At 71.2% G+C, this 18865-nt stretch carries 13 protein-coding genes; 1 reads left to right on the forward strand and 12 read right to left on the reverse strand.

Annotation, left to right across the window (positions count from 1 at the left end; all coding sequences use genetic code 11):
- Window positions 1-49 precede the first annotated feature (49 nt).
- Together ACQUSR_RS08930 and ACQUSR_RS08935 are read right to left on the reverse strand one after the other, a co-directional pair.
- Window positions 50-2293 carry an MMPL family transporter gene (locus ACQUSR_RS08930; protein WP_431042016.1) on the reverse strand — a complete coding sequence of 748 codons (2244 nt, stop codon included), beginning with the start codon at window positions 2291-2293 and terminating at the stop codon, window positions 50-52.
- Between the two features lie 143 nt (window positions 2294-2436).
- Complete coding sequence (locus ACQUSR_RS08935) at window positions 2437-4548, reverse strand: phosphocholine-specific phospholipase C (protein WP_431042017.1); 2112 nt, start codon at window positions 4546-4548, stop codon at window positions 2437-2439.
- A gap of 375 nt (window positions 4549-4923) precedes the next feature.
- Between ACQUSR_RS08935 and ACQUSR_RS08940 the strand changes: the two genes are divergently transcribed.
- On the forward strand, window positions 4924-6471 hold the full coding sequence (locus tag ACQUSR_RS08940; RefSeq protein WP_431042018.1) for a PQQ-binding-like beta-propeller repeat protein: 1548 nt from the start codon (window positions 4924-4926) through the stop codon (window positions 6469-6471).
- Window positions 6472-6557: 86 nt separating this feature from the next.
- Here the strand turns inward: ACQUSR_RS08940 and ACQUSR_RS08945 are convergent, their stop codons facing one another.
- From ACQUSR_RS08945 to ACQUSR_RS08990, 10 genes are all read right to left on the reverse strand, one after another.
- On the reverse strand, window positions 6558-7217 hold the full coding sequence (locus ACQUSR_RS08945; RefSeq protein WP_431042019.1) for a hypothetical protein: 660 nt from the start codon (window positions 7215-7217) through the stop codon (window positions 6558-6560).
- Window positions 7217-8563 (reverse strand): AAA family ATPase, encoded by a 1347-nt coding sequence (locus ACQUSR_RS08950; protein ID WP_431042020.1) that lies wholly within the window; start codon window positions 8561-8563, stop codon window positions 7217-7219. The genes ACQUSR_RS08945 and ACQUSR_RS08950 overlap by 1 nt, the downstream gene beginning before the upstream one ends.
- Before the next feature lie 78 nt (window positions 8564-8641).
- Window positions 8642-10150 (reverse strand): Asp-tRNA(Asn)/Glu-tRNA(Gln) amidotransferase subunit GatB, encoded by a 1509-nt coding sequence (gene gatB / locus ACQUSR_RS08955; protein WP_431042021.1) that lies wholly within the window; start codon window positions 10148-10150, stop codon window positions 8642-8644.
- Window positions 10151-10164: 14 nt separating this feature from the next.
- Window positions 10165-10404 (reverse strand): hypothetical protein, encoded by a 240-nt coding sequence (locus ACQUSR_RS08960; RefSeq protein ID WP_431042022.1) that lies wholly within the window; start codon window positions 10402-10404, stop codon window positions 10165-10167.
- Between the two features lie 88 nt (window positions 10405-10492).
- On the reverse strand, window positions 10493-11986 hold the full coding sequence (gene gatA, locus ACQUSR_RS08965) for an Asp-tRNA(Asn)/Glu-tRNA(Gln) amidotransferase subunit GatA (protein ID WP_431042023.1): 1494 nt from the start codon (window positions 11984-11986) through the stop codon (window positions 10493-10495).
- Between the two features lie 5 nt (window positions 11987-11991).
- Window positions 11992-12288, reverse strand: coding sequence for an Asp-tRNA(Asn)/Glu-tRNA(Gln) amidotransferase subunit GatC (gene gatC, locus ACQUSR_RS08970; RefSeq protein WP_135341483.1), 297 nt, complete (start codon window positions 12286-12288; stop codon window positions 11992-11994).
- A 271-nt stretch (window positions 12289-12559) separates the two neighbouring features.
- Entirely contained in the window at window positions 12560-14641 is a 2082-nt protein-coding gene (locus ACQUSR_RS08975; RefSeq protein WP_431042024.1) for a putative bifunctional diguanylate cyclase/phosphodiesterase, read from the reverse strand.
- Window positions 14642-14877: 236 nt separating this feature from the next.
- On the reverse strand, window positions 14878-17067 hold the full coding sequence (gene ligA, locus ACQUSR_RS08980) for an NAD-dependent DNA ligase LigA (protein ID WP_431042025.1): 2190 nt from the start codon (window positions 17065-17067) through the stop codon (window positions 14878-14880).
- Window positions 17068-17082: 15 nt separating this feature from the next.
- Window positions 17083-18093: a methionine synthase gene (locus ACQUSR_RS08985; RefSeq protein WP_431042026.1), complete on the reverse strand. Its 1011-nt coding sequence runs from the start codon at window positions 18091-18093 to the stop codon at window positions 17083-17085.
- A gap of 82 nt (window positions 18094-18175) precedes the next feature.
- Window positions 18176-18865 carry an SDR family oxidoreductase gene (locus ACQUSR_RS08990; RefSeq protein ID WP_431042027.1) on the reverse strand — a complete coding sequence of 230 codons (690 nt, stop codon included), beginning with the start codon at window positions 18863-18865 and terminating at the stop codon, window positions 18176-18178.

The following is an 18865-nucleotide window of genomic DNA, read 5'->3' on the forward strand; positions in this document are numbered from 1 at the left end:
GCGTAGATCACCTCGTGTTGGGGGCGTTACGGCGGGGCGGTCCCAGATCTCACCCGGTCGCCGTGGACGTCAGCTCCTCGTCGCGCTCGCCGCGCAGCTCCTCGCGCTGGCCCGGCAGGGCCACGACCGGCTGCACCGTCGGCACGTCCTCCTCCGCCGGCTCGATGCTGATCCGCGGCAGCCACCGGTCCAGCCACTTCGGCAGCCACCAGTTCGCGCCGCCCAGCATGTGCATCAGCGCGGGGACCAGCAGCGTGCGGAGGACGAAGGCGTCCAGGGCGACCGCAGCCGCCAGGCCGATGCCGAACATCGCGATGATCCGGTCACCGCTCAGTACGAAGGCGGAGAAGACCGCGATCATGATGACGGCCGCGGAGTTGATCACCCGGCTGGTCTCGGCGAGGCCGACGCGTACCGCGACGCGGTTGTCGCGGGTCTGGCGCCACTCCTCGTACATCCGGCTGACCAGGAAGACCTGGTAGTCCATGGAGAGCCCGAAGAGCACCGAGACCATGATCACGGGCAGGAAGGGCTCGATCGGGCCCGCGCTGCCCAGCCCCAGCGTGCCGAGGCCCCAGCCCCATTGGAAGATCGCGACGACGACGCCGAAGGAGGCGGCGACGGCGGCGATGTTCATCAGGGCGGCCTTGAGCGGGATGCCGATGCTGCGGAAGGCCAGCAGCAGCAGGAGGCAGCCCAGGGCGACCACGACCCCGACGAACAGCGGCAGCTTGCCGATGATCACGGAGGCGAAGTCGTCGTAGCTCGCCGTGAGGCCCCCTACGTAGACGTCGAGGGAGGTGCCCTGCTCGGCCCGCGGGATGACGTCGTCGCGCAGCCGCTCCACCAGGTCGGAGGTGGCCTGGGACTGCGGGGCGGACTCCGGGATCACGGTGAGCACGCCGGTGCCGGTGCTGCCGCCCTGCGGCGCGCTGACGGAGGCGACGCCCTCGGTGCCGCGCAGGGTCTCGGCGAGGTCGGAGAAGGCGACCTTGTCGGCGGCGCTGTCGATGTCGGCGGCGAGGGTGAGCGGACCGTTGACGCCGGGGCCGAAACCTTCGGCGATCATGTCGTACGCCTGGCGGGTGGTGCTCGTGGCCGCGTTGTTGCCCTGGTCGCTGCTGCCGAGGTGCAGGCCGAGCGTGGGCAGCGCGAGGACCAGCATCATCACGGCCGCGACGGCGCCCAGCAGCTTGGGGTGGCGTTCGACGAACGCGGACCAGCGGGCGGCGAAGCCGGTGGGGACGCTGGGCTCCGGGCCGTGCACGGCCAGCGCCCTGCGCTCGCGGCGGCTGAGCGCCTTGTCCCCGATCACGCCGAGGAGCGCGGGCAGCAGCGTGACCGAGGCGGCCACGGTGAGCACCACGGTGAGGGACGCGGCGAGTGCCACGCCGTTGAGGAAGTTCAGCCGCAGGACGAGCATGCCCAGCAGCGCGATGCAGACCGTGACGCCCGCGAACACCACGGCCCGGCCCGAGGTGGCCACCGCCCGCTGGGCGGCCTCCGCGACGGGCAGTCCCTGCCGCAGGCCCCGCCGGTGCCGGGTCACGATGAACAGCGCGTAGTCGATGCCGACGCCCAGGCCGATGAGCATGCCGAGCATGGGCGCGAAGTCGGCGACGGTCATCGCGTGGCCGAGCAGCCCGATGCCCGCGTAGGCGGTGCCGACGCCGACGACGGCGGTGGCGATCGGCAGCAGCGTCGCGGCGAGGGAGCCGAAGGCGAGGAAGAGCACCACAGCGGCCGCGGCAATCCCGATGATCTCGCTGAGGTGCCCGGCGCTCGTCGATTCGGTCAGCGCGATCCCGGCGCCGCCGAGCGCGACCTCGAGATGGTCGTCGGCGGCGTCGCGGGCGGTGTCGACCACCCGTCGCACATCGGCCTTGTCGAGCCCGGACGCGGGCTTGTCGAAGGCGACGGTGGCGTAGGCGGTGTGCCCGTCCTGGCTGATGCGCTGGCCGCTCTCGGTGCCGTACGGGCTGGTCACGGAGGCGACGCCGGGCAGCTGCTCGATGTCGCGCAGCGTCTGCGTCATGCGCTGCTCGACGGCGGCGGCGCGGACCGTGCCCTGGTCGGTGTGCCAGACGATGCTGTCGCTGTCGCCCGCCTCCGCCGGGTTGGTCTTCGCCAGCAGCGCGGTGGCGCGGGCGGACTCGGTGCCGGGGACGTCGTAGTCGTTGGAGTACGCGGAGCCGACGGCGGCCGCCGCGGCGCCGGTGCCCAGGAGGGTGGCGAGCCACAGCACGATGACGACGACGCGGTGCCTGAGGCACCACCGGGCGAGAGCAGCCATAGCCTGCTTTCCGGGATCGGGGTTGGCTGGGGCCCGCCGCCTTCCGCCGTTGGAGGCGGCGAGTCCCATCCGCAGCACTGTGACACCCGGAAAAGATCCTTTGTCCCTTTTGTGGCTAGCCCCACATGGGGACGCGGGGCCCCTCAGCCGCTGACCGAGGGGTTCCCGCACTCGATGTGACCTGCCAGACGGCGGTGGAAGCCCGGGTCGCCCTCGGCGGTGAGCACCAGGTCGTACCAGCCGCGCCCCTCGCGGGCGGAGAACTCCACGGCGCGGGTGGAGCCGCCGCGTACGCTCACGGTCCGTGACCGGGCGGCGGCGTCCGCCACATAGTCCTGCGGCCGCAGGGTGAGCCGCAGCGTCTTCTTCCCCTTGTTGGTGACAGTGAGCGTCAGCAGCAGCCGCCGGGCGTCGATGGAGCCGCGCACCCGCACCCCGGCGGCCGCGCCTTCGGCGGTGCCCTTGAACTCACGGCGGAAGCCGTTCGGGCCGGTGACGGTGAAGTCGTAGCGGCCGTCCTTGACCGGCACGTCCCAGGTGCTGATCTTCCCCGCGGCGATGTCCCGGTGCTGCGGGGTGACGTACTCGCCCGCGTACGGGAAGAGGATCGCGTGCGCGCTGCGGCTGCCGCTGTTGGCCAGTGCCAGGCGCACCAGGCCCTCGGCCGGCTCGTACGCCCCGGAGACCTCCGGCTGGTACGGCAGCGGCCTGGCCGGGCGGCTGCCGGACTCCTGGCGCGGCATCCGCTGGTCGGCCGGGGGCAGCGGGGTCCAGTGGCCCTTGTCCGGCGGGATCGGGCCGGGCCGGCGCAGCGGCTGCGGGGCGGCGGTGCCGCTGAAGTCGAAGGCGCCGGTCAGGTCGCCGCAGACGGTCCTGCGCCAGGCGGAGATGTTCGGCACCTCGATGCCCAGCCAGCGCTCCATGAAACGGTTGATCGAGGTGTGGTCGAAGATCTCGGAGCTGACGTAGCCGCCGACGGTCCACGGGGAGACGATCAGCATGGGCACCCGGATGCCCAGCCCCACCGGCTTGCCCTCCCACCACTCGTCGGCGGTGCCGGTGGGCGGGGCCGGCGGTACGACGTGGTCGAAGAAGCCGTCGTTCTCGTCGTAGGTGATGAAGACGGCGGTCTTCCGCCACACCTCGGGCCGGGACGCCAGCGCGTCGAGGATCTTGTACGTGACGGTGGCGCTGTGGGCGGGGGTGGACGGGCCGGGGTGCTCGGAGTCGAGCGCCGACGGAACGAGGTACGAGACCTTCGGCAGCTTCCCGGCCTCGACGTCGGCCCGGAACGCGGCCTCGAAGCCGCCTTCCTCGACCCTCCGCAGCCCGCGCTCGAACAGCTGCCGCTCGGCGTCGGTGAGCTTCTTCAGCCCGGCCTCCAGGCCGTCCAGGAGCTGCTGCCGTTTGGCCCCGGACGCCTTGAGGACCTCCGTGTAGAAGGTGTTGGTGCTCTTGAAGCCGAGGTCGGCGAGCGCCTTGCGGGCGACGTCCTTGAAGGGCTTGTAGAACTCGACGTTGTTGTCCTGGAAGTTGTCCCACTCCTGGTAGACCTTCCAGCTCACGCCCGTGCGCTGGAGGATCTCGGGGGTGCTGGTCCAGGAGTAGCCGGGGTGGGTGTCCTCTGCGTACGCGTCGTTGCCGACGGCCCGCTTTCCGTCCGCCTCGTAGCCGGTGGTGCCGCTGACCCAGAAGTTGCGGTTGGGGCTGGTGGAGCTGTGGATGGCCGAGTGGTACGCGTCGCAGATGGTGAAGGTGTCCGCCAGCTCGTAGTGGAACGGGATGTCCTCGCGCTGGAAGTGGACCATGGTCGCGGACGACTTGGCCGCGATCCAGTTGTCCATCCAGCCGTTGTTCCACGCGCGGGCCCCGCCGGACCAGGAGTGGTCGAGCTGGCCGACGTACTGGAGGTCCTTCTTCTGCGCCTCGGCGGCGTCGCGGGCGGCGAACGGCAGCACCGTGCCGCCGCCGGGCTTGGGCTGCTGGAAGACGGTGCCGCCGCCGGGCAGCCGGACGGCACCGGGGTCGGCGAAGCCGCGTACCCCGCGCAGCATGCCGAAGTAATGGTCGAAGGAACGGTTCTCCTGCATCAGCAGGACGACGTGCTCGATCGCGTCGAGGCCGCCCTCGGGCGGCGTGGGCTGCGCGGCGAGCGCGGCCTGCAGCGACGGCGGCAGCAGCGAGGTGGCCGCGGCCGCCCCCGTCGCGCCCGCGCCGATCGCGAACAGCCGCCGTCGTGAGATGTCCTTTGCCACGTGAGCCTCCGTTGGTCCGGGTGGGGTCGCGGACCGGAAGCTAGTGAGGACAGGTGGCCCGGGGAACACCGCGCGACGGCCCGCCGGTAAACGTCCGTGGGGCCGCGGCCCTTCCGTACGCGGGCGGACTCCGGGAAGCTGGACCCCGCGCCGGTACCGCTGCCCGGGCCCATGCCCCCCCTGGCCTCGGGATCAGTTCAACTGTCCTACGGAGCAGGGGAGATCGGGTTGTCAACCCGATACCCGGGAGGAAGGATCGACGGCAAAGCTTTTATGAACCGGCACGGGCCGGATCGGCCCGTACGGTGTCGGCGTCGGACGACGTACTGATCACGTGGTGGCGGTCCCCGCGGCCCGTGAGAAGGAGTTGTCCCGATGTCGCAACCGCCTCCGCCGCCTCACCAGCCGTACCCCGGCTCGGGCACGCCGCAGGCCGGTCCCCCGGGTGTCGGCCCAGGAGCCCCGAGCGGCTACCCGCCGCCCGCCCCCCAGCCTGGCGGTCCGCACCCCGGTGGTGGCGGCGGACGGCGCGCCGACCGTCGCCGGCGGTCCTCGCGCCGAGGGCCCGTCGTCGGCGGCGTGGTCGCGGTCGCGCTGCTCCTCGTCGGTGGAGTCTGGTTCGCCACCAAGGACGGCGACGACGGTGACAAGGGCGGATCCGGCGAGCAGGAGGTCCCCCAGGCACGCATCCTCAACAAGGTCCCCATGCCGAAGGGGCTCACCAAGGATCCGGTCAAGGTCGCGGGCCTGTGGACGACCGACAAGAACTTCGTCAAGGGCGACGTCAAGAAGATCGTCGGCTATCCGCTGAGCGGCGGCGCCGCCGAGTGGGAGATACCGCTCGCCGGTCAGGTCTGCTACGCGTCGCCGCATGTCACCGATGACGGCCTGACCGCGATCCTCTTCGAGGAGGCCAAGGACAACTCCACCTGCACCCAGGTCGGCCTGGTCGACCTGAAGAAGCACAAGCTCGTCTGGCAGCGGCAGGCGAAGAACGAGTACGGATCGGCGGCCAACTTCGACGAGGTGACCATCGGCGGCGGAACGGTCGCCGCGGGCGCGAGCGTCGGCGACGGTGGCGCGGCCTGGTCGCTGGACGGCAAGCCGCTGTGGCAGCTCCAGGAGGACGAGGAGTGCCAGGACATCGGCTACGGCGGCGGCGCCGACAAGCTCGTCGCGGTGCGGGAGTGCGGTGACGCCGATCCCGCGGCCATGGACGTGCAGACCATCGACCCGAAGACGCGGAAGGCGAAGTCGACCTACAAGCTGCCGGCGGGTGTCGAGGGCGCGCACGTGATCTCCACCGACCCGCTCGTCATCGGCATCGAGGACGAGAAGAAGCAGGCCCCGGGCGGCGGCATCACGGATGTCCTGGCGATCGACGACAGCGCGGCCCAGGGCGAACTCCGCAGCACGATCAGCATCCCGGGCAAGACGTACGACGTGCCGTGCTCGGGGGGCGGTGCCCATGTGGACGGCTGCGACAAGATCACGGTCAGCAAGACCGCCGACGCCGTCTTCCTGTCGACCGCCCAGAACGTCGACGCCGAGACATACAACGAGGTCGTCGCCTTCGACCTGAAGACCGGCAAGGAGGCCAAGAGGATCCCCGGTGCCGAGAGCGCCACCGTGCGGGTGCTCGGGATCGACACGGACGGCTCGGTGATCGCGTACCAGGACCCTGAGCTCGCGGGCGACGGCGGCGCCATCTGGAGCATCGACCCCAAGTCCTACAAGAAGACCAAGCTGCTCCAGAACCGCGCCGAGGACGGACATACGGAGGACCTCGCCACGATAGGCGGCGACATCCGCTACGCGAACAAGCGGCTGTACCTGGGCGAGCACCTGGTCAGCGAGCCCGACGCGTCCGGCTCCGACGGGGGTGCCAAGACCTCGCTCGCCATCGTCATCGGCACGAGCTGACGCGACCGGCACACCGCTGGGAGCCCCCTGCCGGACCTGTCCGGCAGGGGGAGATGCGTATCCGGCCCCTCCGGTCGGCCGCCAACTCAGATGTAGCCCATGCCGCTGAGCGCGGACTCGGTCTCCTCCACCCACTCCCGGTACGACGGGACCTGTGTCAGCACCTCGAGGTCCGTCCTCTGCACCAGCACCTCGGCAGCGTCCATCAGTGTGTCGTGGGCGTCTGCGCCAAGCAGCGCCTTCCATACCTGCTTGGGGCCGAGCTTCGTCTTCTTGTCCGAGGAAAGCGCAGTCTGCTTCTCCACGCCCGCGGGCTTCGCGTAGGGGTAGTCAGTCAACCTGATGCCGGGGACGACGGCTTCCAAAGCCTTCCGGTCGGCCAGCATCCAGGATTCCGTCATCATCACGGGGATCAGCCGGACGGGCACGGCCGCGCGTTTGGCTGATCGGCGACGCTGTGCCAGCTCGGCGGCGATCTTCTCCGCCTTGTCGCGCTCGTCCTGGTCACAGTGCACGAACAGCAGATGACAGTCCTGGGCCAGGTCCCAGGCCACATCGATGACAGCCGCCGTTCCACCGGATCCGGTGGTGTGCACGGGGGCGATCTCGCAGTCCGCCACCGCGACGCTCTGCCGACCCTTCTCCAACAGCAACGCGTCCAGCTGCTTCTTGATCAGCTTGCTCAGATACGGCTCATCACTGTTGCCCTCGGCGATCAGCCCCGGCCAAAGCGGTCGCTCCCCCACTAGGCCCCCTGTCCCAGTCGGCGCAGCAGCCGTGCCACCTGCTGCGGTGTCGTCGTCTCGCCCGGCTCCGCTTCCAGGTCTCGCTCACGCAGCGGGCGCGCGAGGGAGACGCGTGACACCGCCTGCCGTTCCGGGTCGACCCGGTCGGCCTGCTCCATGAAGACCAGGCTGCCGGTGAGGTCCGTACGCAGAGCCGCCAGCAGGGCCGGGGAGTGGGTGCTGGCGATCAGCTGTTTGAACGGCGGCCCGGTCGGCTCGACGTCCGCGCCACAGCCCCGGCGCAGGCGTCGTACGAGGTCGGCCACCCGTGTGGGGTGCATGCCGTTCTCGATCTCCTCCACGCAGAGGGTGCCGCGGCGCAGTGGGTCAGCGGAGGCGGCGAGGAGGGCGAGCATGCGGACCGTACCGTCGGAGAGCAGCGGCGGAGCCGTCCAGCCGGAGTGCTCGAACTCAACCTCATAGTCGAACTCCTGGCGGTTTTCCAGGTAGCGGGGGCGGATGTCGCGTACGCCCTCGACGAGCCCGGCGAGGTCGGCGACCAGCCGCCGCCACGCGGTGGGGTCCCGGCTCTCGATCCGGTCAAGTACGAGGGGAAGGTTGCGGCCGTCGTGCTCCAGCGGGGCGTCCGGTCCGACGGGGACGAGGCCGCGCATGGCCTCGGGGTCGAGAAGCATCGGCTGCCAGGAGGCTGTCTCGCGTGCGACGAGGCGGAACAGCTCAGAGTCACCGGTGATCCCGTAGGCAAAAGCACGGAAGGCTACCACCTCGACGGAATTGACCCCTCCCGGCTCGGACCCGGCCTCCAAATCCACTGCCTCGTAGTCCACGACGCCATCGGGCAGGGCGAGGCGCTTCGCGCCGGTGCGTGCCACGAATGCGTCTCTCGCCCGTCCGATCGCCAAGCGCAGCTCCTCGTCGAGGCCCAGCCGGTCCCGCCAGTCCCGATCCGTCAGGCTACTCACCCATACGCCGCTGTCCCTGCCAACCAGCACGGCCCTCCCCGGCCTGCGGCCCTTCCCCGGCTCATATCGCGCTCGGAGCCGGATACGCAACGGCAGTGGACCATAGTCCGAGCGCACCAACGCCCCGATCGTGATGGTGAACTCATCCCGCACCAACCGCCCATCCGGACCGCTCCGGTGGAAGAGGTCGCGCGCGGCCAACCTGCGGTCAGTCGCGACCATCTGTTCGAAGCCATCCCTGAACGTGCCCGCGACCAGCCTGAGCGCGTCGAAGAAGTTGGACTTACCCGCCCCGTTCAGCCCCAGCATGACCATCACCGGCGGCACGTCCACCTGGAAGTCAAGGAACGACTTGAAGCCGTCGATCCGCACCTGGGTGATCATGCTCGCTCCCCTCGAAAAACGCGGCGGCGGGCGCCCCTCCCGGGAGCACCCGCCGCCACAGTAGCCGCTAACGCCGCGTCAGCCCTCGACGCCGAGCCTCTCCAGGATCAGCTCGCGCACGCGCGCCGCGTCGGCCTGGCCGCGAGTGGCCTTCATGACCGCGCCGACCAGCGCGCCCGCCGCCGCGACCTTGCCGCCGCGGATCTTGTCCGCGATTGCCGCGTTGGCGGCGATGGCCTCGTCGACGGCCGCGCCGAGCGCGCCCTCGTCCGAGACGACCTTCAGGCCACGCTTGTCGACGACCGTGTCCGGGTCGCCCTCGCCGGCCAGCACGCCCTCGATGACCTGGCGCGCCAGCTTGTCGTTGAGGGAGCCCTCCTTCACCAGGGCGCAGACGCGGGCGACCTGGGCCGGGGTGATCTCCAGGGCGGCGAGCTCCGTACCGGCCTCGTTGGCGCGGCGGGCCAGCTCGCCCATCCACCACTTGCGGGCGGCCGCGGCGTCCGCGCCCGCGTCGATCGTGGCGGTGATCAGATCGACCGCACCCGCGTTGAGGATCGACTGCATGTCGTGCTCGGAGATGCCCCACTCCTCGCGGAGCCGGTTGCGGCGGACGCGCGGCAGCTCGGGCAGGGTGGCCCGCAGCTCCTCGACCCACTCGCGGCTCGGCGCCACCGGCACCAGGTCCGGCTCGGGGAAGTAGCGGTAGTCCTCGGCCTCTTCCTTCACCCGGCCCGACGTCGTGGAGCCGTCCTCCTCGTGGAAGTGCCGGGTCTCCTGGATGATCGTCCCGCCACTGCCGAGGACCGCGGCATGCCGCATGATCTCGAAACGCGTCGCCCGCTCCACACTGCGCAGCGAGTTGACGTTCTTGGTCTCGGAGCGGGTGCCGAACTTCTCCCTACCGATGGGGCGCAGCGACAGGTTCACGTCGCAGCGCATCTGGCCCATCTCCATACGGGCCTCGGAGACGTCGAGCGCCTTGATCAGCTCGCGCAGCTCGGCGACGTACGCCTTGGCGACCTCCGGGGCCCGCTCCCCCGCACCGACGATCGGCTTGGTGACGATCTCGATGAGCGGGATACCGGCCCGGTTGTAGTCCAGGAGGGAGTGCGTGGCGCCGTGGATACGGCCCGTCGCACCGCCCACGTGCGTCGACTTGCCGGTGTCCTCCTCCATGTGGGCGCGCTCGATCTCCACGCGGAAGACCTCGCCGTCCTCCAGCTGGACGTCCAGATAGCCGTTGAAGGCGATCGGCTCGTCGTACTGCGAGGTCTGGAAGTTCTTCGGCATGTCCGGATAGAAGTAGTTCTTCCGGGCGAAGCGGCACCACTCGGCGATCTCGCAGTTCAGCGCGAGGCCGATCCGGATCGCGGACTCGACTCCGGTGGCGTTCATCACCGGGAGGGAGCCGGGCAGGCCGAGGCAGGTGGGGCAGGTCTGCGTGTTGGGCTCGGCGCCCAGCGCCGTGGAGCACCCGCAGAACATCTTGGTCTTGGTGCCGAGTTCGACGTGCACCTCGAGGCCCATGACGGGCTCGTAGGCGGCCAGCGCGTCCTCGTACGACACCAGTTCAGTGACGGTCACGGAAAACTAACCTCTCAGTCCGCGAGGACGTCGTCTTCGCCGAGGCGCTTGAGCTCTCGTACGAGCAGGGCGACGGTGGTGACGACGGCAGCGGCGGAGATCACCGCGTCGACGAGCTGGAGCTTGTCCTGCTCGGCGCGGGCCTCCTTGATCTGCTTGTAGGCGCCGAAGGCGCCGAAGACGGTGCCGCCGATGGACAGGTACAGGCCGGGCTTGGACTTCTTGAAGCCCTTGGCCTTCTTGATCGCACTCACTGCATCTCTCCGTTCGCTTCTCCGCCCGCGCGGCGCAGAGGTGCGGCTTTCGATGTCATCTGCGGCCCGGCGGCCGCGCGTGCGTCGCTCACAACGACGGTGCCTCCTCAAGCAGCGGGTGGCCCCACCGGGCGGTGAACGCGGCCTCGACCGCGGCACCCACCCGGTACAGCCGGTCGTCGGCCATCGCGGGGGCGATGATCTGCAGGCCCACCGGCAGCCCGTCCTCGGGGGCCAGGCCGCAGGGCAGCGACATGGCCGCGTTGCCCGCCAGGTTGGTGGGGATGGTGCACAGGTCGGCGAGGTACATCGCCATCGGGTCGTCGGCCCGCTCGCCGATCGCGAAGGCGGTGGTCGGGGTGGTCGGCGAGACGATCACGTCGACCTGCTCGAAGGCCTTCTCGAAGTCCCGCGTGATGAGGGTGCGGACCTTCTGGGCGGAGCCGTAGTAGGCGTCGTAGTAGCCGGAGGACAGGGCGTAGGTGCCCAGCATGATCCGGCGCTTCACCTCGGGGCCGAAGCCCGCCTCACGGGTGAGGGAAGTGACCTCCTCGGCCGACTTGGAGCCGTCGTCGCCGACCCGCAGGCCGTAGCGCATGGCGTCGAAGCGGGCCAGGTTGGAGGAGCACTCGGACGGCGCGATCAGGTAGTACGCGGCCAGTGCCAGGTCGAACGACGGGCAGTCCAGCTCGACGATCTCCGCGCCCAGCTCCTTCAGCAGCTCGACGGACTCGTCGAAACGCTGCATGACGCCGGCCTGGTAGCCCTCGCCGCGGAACTGCTTGACGACGCCGACCCGCATGCCGGTGACGTCGCCGTTGCGGGCCGCCTCGACCACCGGCGGCACCGGGGCGTCGATGGAGGTCGAGTCCAGCGGGTCGTGCCCGGCGATGACCTCGTGCAGCAGCGCCGCGTCCAGGACCGTACGGGCGCAGGGCCCGCCCTGGTCCAGGGACGAGGAGAACGCCACCATTCCGTAGCGGGAGACGCCGCCGTAGGTCGGCTTGACGCCGACGGTGCCGGTGACGGCCGCGGGCTGGCGGATCGAACCGCCGGTGTCGGTACCGATGGCGAGCGGGGCCTGGAAGGAGGCGAGGGCGGCGGAGGAGCCGCCGCCGGAGCCGCCGGGGATCCGGGTGAGGTCCCACGGGTTGCCGGTCGGCCCGAAGGCGCTGTTCTCCGTCGACGACCCCATGGCGAACTCGTCCATGTTGGTCTTGCCGAGGATGACGACGTCCGCTTCCTTGAGCCTGCGGGTCAGCGTCGCGTCGTACGGCGGGAGCCAGCCCTCAAGGATCTTGGAACCGACGGTGGTCGGAACGCCCTTGGTGGTGAAGATGTCCTTCAGCGCGAGCGGTACGCCCGCGAGCGGCCCGAGCTTCTCGCCCCGTGCGCGCTTGTCGTCCACGGCCCGGGCCTGGGCTAGCGCGCCCTCCCGGTCCACGTGCAGGAACGCGTGCACCTTCTCGTCGACGGCCTCGATCCGGGCGAGGTGCGCCTCGGTGACCGCGACGGCGGTGACCTCGCCGGACGCGATCTTCGCGGCGGTCTCGGCCGCCGTGAGCTTGGTCAGGTCTGCCATGGCGTTCACTCCTCCCCCAGGATCTGCGGCACCTTGAAACGCTGCTGCTCCTGGGCCGGGGCGCCGGAGAGCGCCTCCTGCGGGGTCAGCGAGGGACGGACCTCGTCCGCGCGCATGACGTTGGTCAGCGGCAGCGGGTGGGAGGTCGGGGGTACGTCTTGGTCGGCGACCTCGGAGACGCGGGCGACCGCGCCGATGATGTCGTCCAGCTGTCCGGCGAAGTGGTCGAGCTCTTCGTCCTTCAGCTCCAGACGCGCCAGCCGGGCGAGGTGGGCGACCTCCTCGCGCGTGATGCCAGGCATGCAGGGATCCTCAGGGTGAGTGTGTAGGTTTCGCGCCCAATCCTATGGCGCGGCGGGTGCTGGTCGCGAAACGCTTTAGCCTCGCGGCGGGCATCCACGAACGGGGCACCCTGCGGCGCGGGGTGCGCCGCGCCCTGCGGCGGGCATGCACGAACGGGCGCACTCTGCGGCGCGGGGTGATCCGGAGGAGGTACCCAGAGCGGCACCGACCCCGCCACGAGGCGCCCGCGCCGGGCAACCACGGCACCGCGCACACGGCGGCGCGGCCGGTTCATGTCACCGGCTGGTCCGCCTCGACCTCCTCCGGCACTGCGGCCGCGGAGCGGCCCTCGCCGCGGGCGCGCAGCCACGCCGTCGTCTCCTCCGGCGGCATCGCGGCCGCCACCAGCCAGCCCTGGACCGCGTCGCAGCCCAGGTCGCGCAGTCGCTCCCAGGTCTCGTCGTCCTCGACGCCCTCCGCGACGACGAGCAGTCCCAGCGAGTGCGCGAGATCGACCGTGCAGCGGACGATCTCGGCGTCCTCGTTGTCCACCGCCAGCCGGGCCACGAAGGACCGGTCGATCTTCAGCTCGCTGACCGGCAGGCGGCGCAGATGCACCAGTGACGAGTAGCCCGTGCCGAAGTCGTCCAGCGACATCTTCACCCCGTGCCCGGTGAGCCCGGCGAGGGTGTCGGCGGCGCGCTGCGGGTCCTCCAGCAGGACGTGCTCGGTGATCTCCAGTTGGAGCGCGCCGGGCGGCACCCCGTGCCGGGCCAACCGGCCGGCGACGGCGCCCGCGAAGCCGGGGGTGTGCACGTCGCGCGGGGAGACGTTCACCGCGACCGGCACCAGCAGGCCGTCCGCCCGCCACCTCGCGACCTGGCCCAGGGCCGTCTCCAGGACGTACTCCGTCAGGCGGGGCATCAGGCCGGAGCTCTCGGCGATGGCGATGAACTCGTCCGGCGGCACCCGGCCCCGGTCGGGGTGGACCCAGCGGACCAGCGCCTCCAGACCGGCGACATGCCCGTCGAAGCCGACCTTGGGCTGGTAGTGCAGTTCCACGTCGCCCGCGTCCAGGGCCCGGCGCAGGTCGCCGAGCAGGCCGAGCCGGTCCGGAGTGTTGCCGTCGCGCCGCGCCTCGTACACCTCCGCGCCGCTGCGGTCCCGCTTCGCCTGGTACATGGCGACGTCCGCGCGGCGCAGCAGCCCTTCCGCGTCCACCGCGTGGTCGGGGTAGACGGCGACTCCGGCGCTGGCTTCGAGGACCAGGGTGAGCCCGTCGAGGTCGAGCGGGGAGCCGAGTACGGAGATGAGGTTGCGGGCCACCCGCTGGGCGCTGGTGAGGGAGTCGACGGTGGGCAGCAGCACCACGAACTCGTCGCCGCCCAGCCGTGCGGCCTCCGCGCCGCGGGGCAGCGCCGCGCGGAGCCGTTCGGCGATCTGGAGGAGGAGCCGGTCGCCCGCCATGTGCCCGAGGGTGTCGTTGACGGACCGGAACCGGTCGAGGTCGATCAGGACGAGGGCGGCGCGGGCGCCTTCCCGCTCGGCCTGGTCCAGTGCGGCCCAGGTGCGGTCCAGCAGGTACTGGCGGTTGGGCAGTCCGGTGAGCGGGTCGCGCAGCTGTTCCTCGGCGCGCACGCGGGCTATCCACAGGGTGGAGTCCAGCGCTATTAAGGGCACGGCGAACAGCGGAAGCATCAGTGGCCGGTGCGCCGCGACCACGACGATGAGCGGGGCGATGCCCAGCAGGGCGACGCCGACGAGTGCCTGCCGCAGGAGGGCGGTGCGCGCGGCGCCGCTGAGCGCGGCGCCGGGCGGTGCGAGGCAGTACCACAGCAGAGCCCGGGTGACCAGCAGATAGGTGAATGCGGCCAGCACGATCCGCGGCACGTCGTACAGGTCCCAGCCGTCGGGAGCCCAGGGGGTCGCCACGGACGGGACTGTGCCGCAGGCGGCGAGGGCGAGCGCGGCCGCGCCGATGCCGAGGAGGTCCACCGAACCGTGCAGCAGTGCCTGCCGCCAGCGGTGGCGGCGTGCGGCGGCGACCAGGACGACGACCGCCAGGCTGATCAGCGCGGCGGGCAGCCAGCCGTACAGCAGCAGGGCGGCCAGGGTTAACGCGGCGCCGGATCCGGTGCCGCCCCACCAGCGATCCCGGCCAAGGGCCACCAGATGACCGACGATCAGACCGGTGAGGATCGCCAGGGACCAGCCGACGGTGCCGCTGGGAAAGAGGGATCCGTCCCCGTGGAGAACCCGGTAGACCCCGGTACCGAACGACGCGGCGGCCACCCCGACCGCCGCGTACGGCAGGGTGGGCAGCGCCAGCCGGCGCAGCCGCGACGCCGGGGCGCCGCTGTCGGTCGGTTCCATACCCGTCCCTCTCCCAGCCGGTGCCCGCGCCTTGGCAGGCGCATCTCTCAACAGTAGGCCGCACAAGGCCGCGGCGGGCAGCGATCGGCAGGGCTCGCCCGATTGCCGCCTGAGCATCCGCAACCATCTGGTATGCGCTGTAAGGGTGATGCCCACTGGCTATGCCCAGAGTTGACTCCTGGCATAGCCGTGGCTGCTTCTGATGGTTTTTCAGCCCCCCAATGGCTCCGTTCGGGTTACTCGGCGGGGGTCAGGGCCGCGTCGCGGGCCGCGTCGGCCCCTTGTTCGAGGAGCACGGCGAAGCCGCTGTCGTCCAGCACGGGCACCTTGAGCTGCACCGCCTTGTCGTACTTCGATCCCGGGTTGTCCCCGACCACGACGAAGTCGGTCTTCTTCGACACCGAACCTGTCACCTTCGCCCCCCGGCTCTGCAGTGCCTCTTTCGCGCCGTCCCGCGTGAACGACTCCAGCGTGCCGGTGACGACGACGGTCAGCCCCTCCAGCGGGCGCGGTCCGTCCTCCTCGCCGCCTTCCTCCTCCAGCCGGACTCCGGCGGCGCGCCACTTCTCGATGATGTCGCGGTGCCAGTCCACGGTGAACCACTGCTTGACGGAGGCGGCGATGGTCGGCCCGACGCCCTCCACGGCCGCGAGCTCCTCCTCGCTCGCCTCGGCGATCCGGTCGATGGACCGGAACTCGCGGGCCAGCGCGACCGCGGCCACCGGTCCCACGTGCCGGATCGACAGGCCGGTGATGATGCGGGCGAGCGGGCGCTCCTTGGCGGCCTCGATGTTGGCCAGCATGGCGAGGGTGTTCTTCTTCGGCTCGCCCTTCTGGTTGGCGAAGAAGGTGACGACCTTCGCCTCTCCCGTCTTGGGGTCGCGCTTGGGCAGCCCGCTGTCGGGGTCGAGGACGTGGGACCTGATGGGCAGCAGCTGCTCGACGTCGAGGGTGAACAGGTCGCCCTCGTCCTTCAGCGGCGGCTCGGACGGCTCCAGCGGCTGGGTGAGCGCGGCGGCGGCCACATAGCCGAGGTTCTCGATGTCCAGGCACTTGCGGCCGGCGAGGTAGAAGATCCGCTCCCGCAGCTGGGCCGGGCACGACCGGGAGTTGGGGCAGCGCAGGTCGATGTCCCCCTCCTTTGCGGGCTGCAGCGGGCTGTCGCACTCCGGGCACAGGGCCGGCATCACGAACTCCTGCTCGGTGCCGTCCCGCAGGTCGACCACCGGCCCCAGGATCTCGGGGATCACGTCGCCCGCCTTGCGCAGCACCACCGTGTCGCCGATGAGCACGCCCTTGGCCTTGACGACGTCCTGGTTGTGCAGGGTGGCGAACTCGACCTCGGAGCCGGCCACGGTGACCGGCTCCACCACCGCGTACGGCGTGACCCGGCCGGTGCGGCCGACCCCGACCCGGATGTCGACCAGCTTGGTGTTGACCTCCTCCGGCGGGTACTTCCAGGCGATGGCCCAGCGCGGCGCCCGCGAGGTGGAGCCCAGCCGCCCCTGGAGCGGGATCTCGTCCAGCTTGACGACCACGCCGTCGATCTCGTGCTCCACCGAGTGCCGCGTGTCGGTGTCTCCGTAGTGCGCGATGTACTTCCGCACGTCCTCGATCGCGTCCACGACCTTGGCGTGCGCGGCGGTCGGCAGCCCCCACTCGCGCAGCAGCTCGTACGCCTGCGACAACCGGTCGATGTCGAAGCCCTCGCGGGCGCCGATGCCGTGCACCACCATGTGCAGCGGGCGGGACGCGGTGACCTTGGGGTCCTTCTGGCGCAGCGAACCGGCCGCCGCGTTGCGCGGGTTGGCGAACGGCGGCTTGCCCGCCTCCACCAGCCGGGCGTTGAGCTCGTCGAAGCGCTCGCGCGGGAAGTACACCTCGCCGCGGATCTCCACCAACCGCGGCACCCGGTCGCCGGCCAGCCGCTCCGGGATCTCGGCGATGGTGCGGACGTTGGGCGTGATGTCCTCACCGGTGCGGCCGTCGCCGCGGGTGGCGGCGCGGGTCAACCTCCCGTCCTCGTAGGTGAGGTTGACGGCCAGGCCGTCGACCTTCAACTCGCACAGGAAGTGGTACGAGGCGCCCGTGCCCAGCTCCTTGGCGATGCGCTCGGCCCAGGCCGCCAGTTCCTCGTCCTCGAAGGCGTTGTCCAGGCTCAGCATCCGCTCGCGGTGCGCGACCTCGGTGAACTCCGTCTCGTAGGAGCCCGCGACCTTCTGGGTCGGCGAGTCGGGCGTGCGCAGCTCGGGGTGCTCGTCCTCCAGCGCCTCCAGAGTGCGCAGCAGCGTGTCGAACTCCGCGTCGGAGATGACCGGCGCGTCCTTCACGTAGTACCGGAAGCGGTGCTCCTCGATCTGCTCAGCGAGCTTGGCGTGCTTCTCCCGCGCCTCGGCGGGCACCGTCGACTGCTGTTCGCCAGCCACCGTGTCGTCCTTCCGTCACTCAGGGTTGTCAGCGAGCGATCTCGCCGCCCGGACGCAGTGGGCCAGCGCGGCGCGCGCGTACGCGGGCGAGGCACCCGCGAGACCGCACGCCGGAGTGATCACCACGGACTCGGCGAGAGTCCCCGGTGACAGCCCCAGCCTGCGCCACAGCGTCCTGACACCCATGACGCTACCGGCAGGGTCTGACAACGGGGCGTCCAGCGAGGGGACCGCGCCGACGAACAGCGCGGTGCCGCCATCGACGGCCTCCCCGATCGCCTCCTCCTCACGCTCGGTGAGCAGCGACAGGTCGAAGGAGACGCCGGTCGCCCCGGCCCGGCGCAGCAGCGCGAATGGCACGGCGGGCGCGCAGGAGTGCACGATGACCTCTCCGCCGTCGGCCACCGCGGCGAGGTCGCGCAGCGCCCCCTCGACCACCCCGCGGTCGACCGCCCGGTGGGTGCGGTAGCCGCTGGCCGTGCGGACCGTTCCGGTGAGCACCGCCGTGAGGGAGGGCTCGTCGAGCTGCAGCGCGATCCGCGCGCCGGGCACCCGGCGCCGTACCTCCGCGAGATGGCCGCGCAGCCCCTCCACGAGGGAGCCCGCGAGGTCACGGCAGGCGCCCGGGTCGCTGAGCATGACCTCCCCGTTGCGCAGTTCCAGCGCGGCGGCGAGCGTCCACGGGCCGACGGCCGACACCTTGAGCGCGCCGGTGTACCCCTGGGTGAACTCCTCCAGCGCGTCGAGGTCCTCGCCCAGCCAGGAACGGGCCCGCTTGGTGTCCCGGCCCGGCCGGTCGCCGACCCGCCAGCCGCTGGGCTCCACATGCGCGTACAGGTCGACCAGCAGCCCGGCGGTACGTCCGATCATGTCCGCACCGGGCCCGCGCGCGGGCAGTTCCGGCAGGTACGGCAGGGTCTCCAGGGACCCGGTGACGGTCTTGGCGGCCTCGCGCGCGTCACCGCCCGGCATGGATCCGACGCCGGTCGCGGCGCCGGGCCCCCAGCTCTTGTTCGTCTCGCTCACCCAGGAAGCCTACGAGCCCGCAGGCCGGATGTTCACCACGACCGGACCGGCGGCCCGGAGCACCACGTGCGGCGTGGCGGCCTCAGCCCTGCGGCCGCACCGAAAGATCCGTGATCTCCGTGCCGCGCGGCATGTCGAGCGCCGTCAGGATCGTGGTCGCGACCGACTCCGGCGCGATCCAGCGGGAGGCGTCGTACTCCTTGCCCTCCTGCTGGTGCACCTTCTGCTGCATCGGCGTCGCCGTACGGCCCGGGTAGACGGATGTCACGCGCACGCCGTTGCCGCTCTCCTCCCAGCGCAGCGCGTCGGCCAGCGCCTTGAGGCCGTGCTTGCTCGCGGCGTACGCGCCCCATTGGGCGTTCGCGCGCAGTCCCGCACCGGAGTTGACGAAGAGCACGTGTCCCTGAGCGGCGCGCAGCTGCGGCAGGAGCAGCCGGGTCAGCTCGGCCGGGGCGACCAGGTTGGTGGCGAGCTGCTGGTTCCATACCTTCGGGGTCAGCTCACCGATCTCGCCCAGCTCGACGACACCCGCGATGTGCAGCAGTGAGTCCAGTCGGTCGGGCAGCGTCTGGTGGCTGAGCGCCCACGACAGCCGCTCCGGCTCCGCGAGGTCGCCCACCAGGGTCTTCGCGCCGGGGAAGCGCCCGGCCAGGTCCTTCGCCCGCCCGGCGTCGCGGGCCAGCAGCCACAGCTCGTCCCCCCGCTCGGCCAGCCGCTCCGCGACCGCCGTGCCGATGCCCGAACCCGCACCTGTGATCAAATGTGTAGCCAT

The organism is Streptomyces sp. P1-3 (genome assembly GCF_050613155.1).
In the GTDB taxonomy this organism is placed as follows: Bacteria; Actinomycetota; Actinomycetes; order Streptomycetales; family Streptomycetaceae; genus Streptomyces.

Bases quoted from the DNA above. Each gene is read 5' to 3' on its own strand.
- ACQUSR_RS08930 (WP_431042016.1), bottom strand. From the start codon at position 2,293: ATGGCTGCTCTCGCCCGGTGGTGCCTCAGGCACCGCGTCGTCGTCATC.
- ACQUSR_RS08940 (WP_431042018.1), top strand. From the start codon at position 4,924: ATGTCGCAACCGCCTCCGCCGCCTCACCAGCCGTACCCCGGCTCGGGC.
- ACQUSR_RS08950 (WP_431042020.1), bottom strand. From the start codon at position 8,563: ATGATCACCCAGGTGCGGATCGACGGCTTCAAGTCGTTCCTTGACTTC.
- gatA (WP_431042023.1), bottom strand. From the start codon at position 11,986: ATGGCAGACCTGACCAAGCTCACGGCGGCCGAGACCGCCGCGAAGATC.
- gatC (WP_135341483.1), bottom strand. From the start codon at position 12,288: ATGCCTGGCATCACGCGCGAGGAGGTCGCCCACCTCGCCCGGCTGGCG.
- ACQUSR_RS08975 (WP_431042024.1), bottom strand. From the start codon at position 14,641: ATGGAACCGACCGACAGCGGCGCCCCGGCGTCGCGGCTGCGCCGGCTG.
- ACQUSR_RS08990 (WP_431042027.1), bottom strand. From the start codon at position 18,865: ATGGCTACACATTTGATCACAGGTGCGGGTTCGGGCATCGGCACGGCG.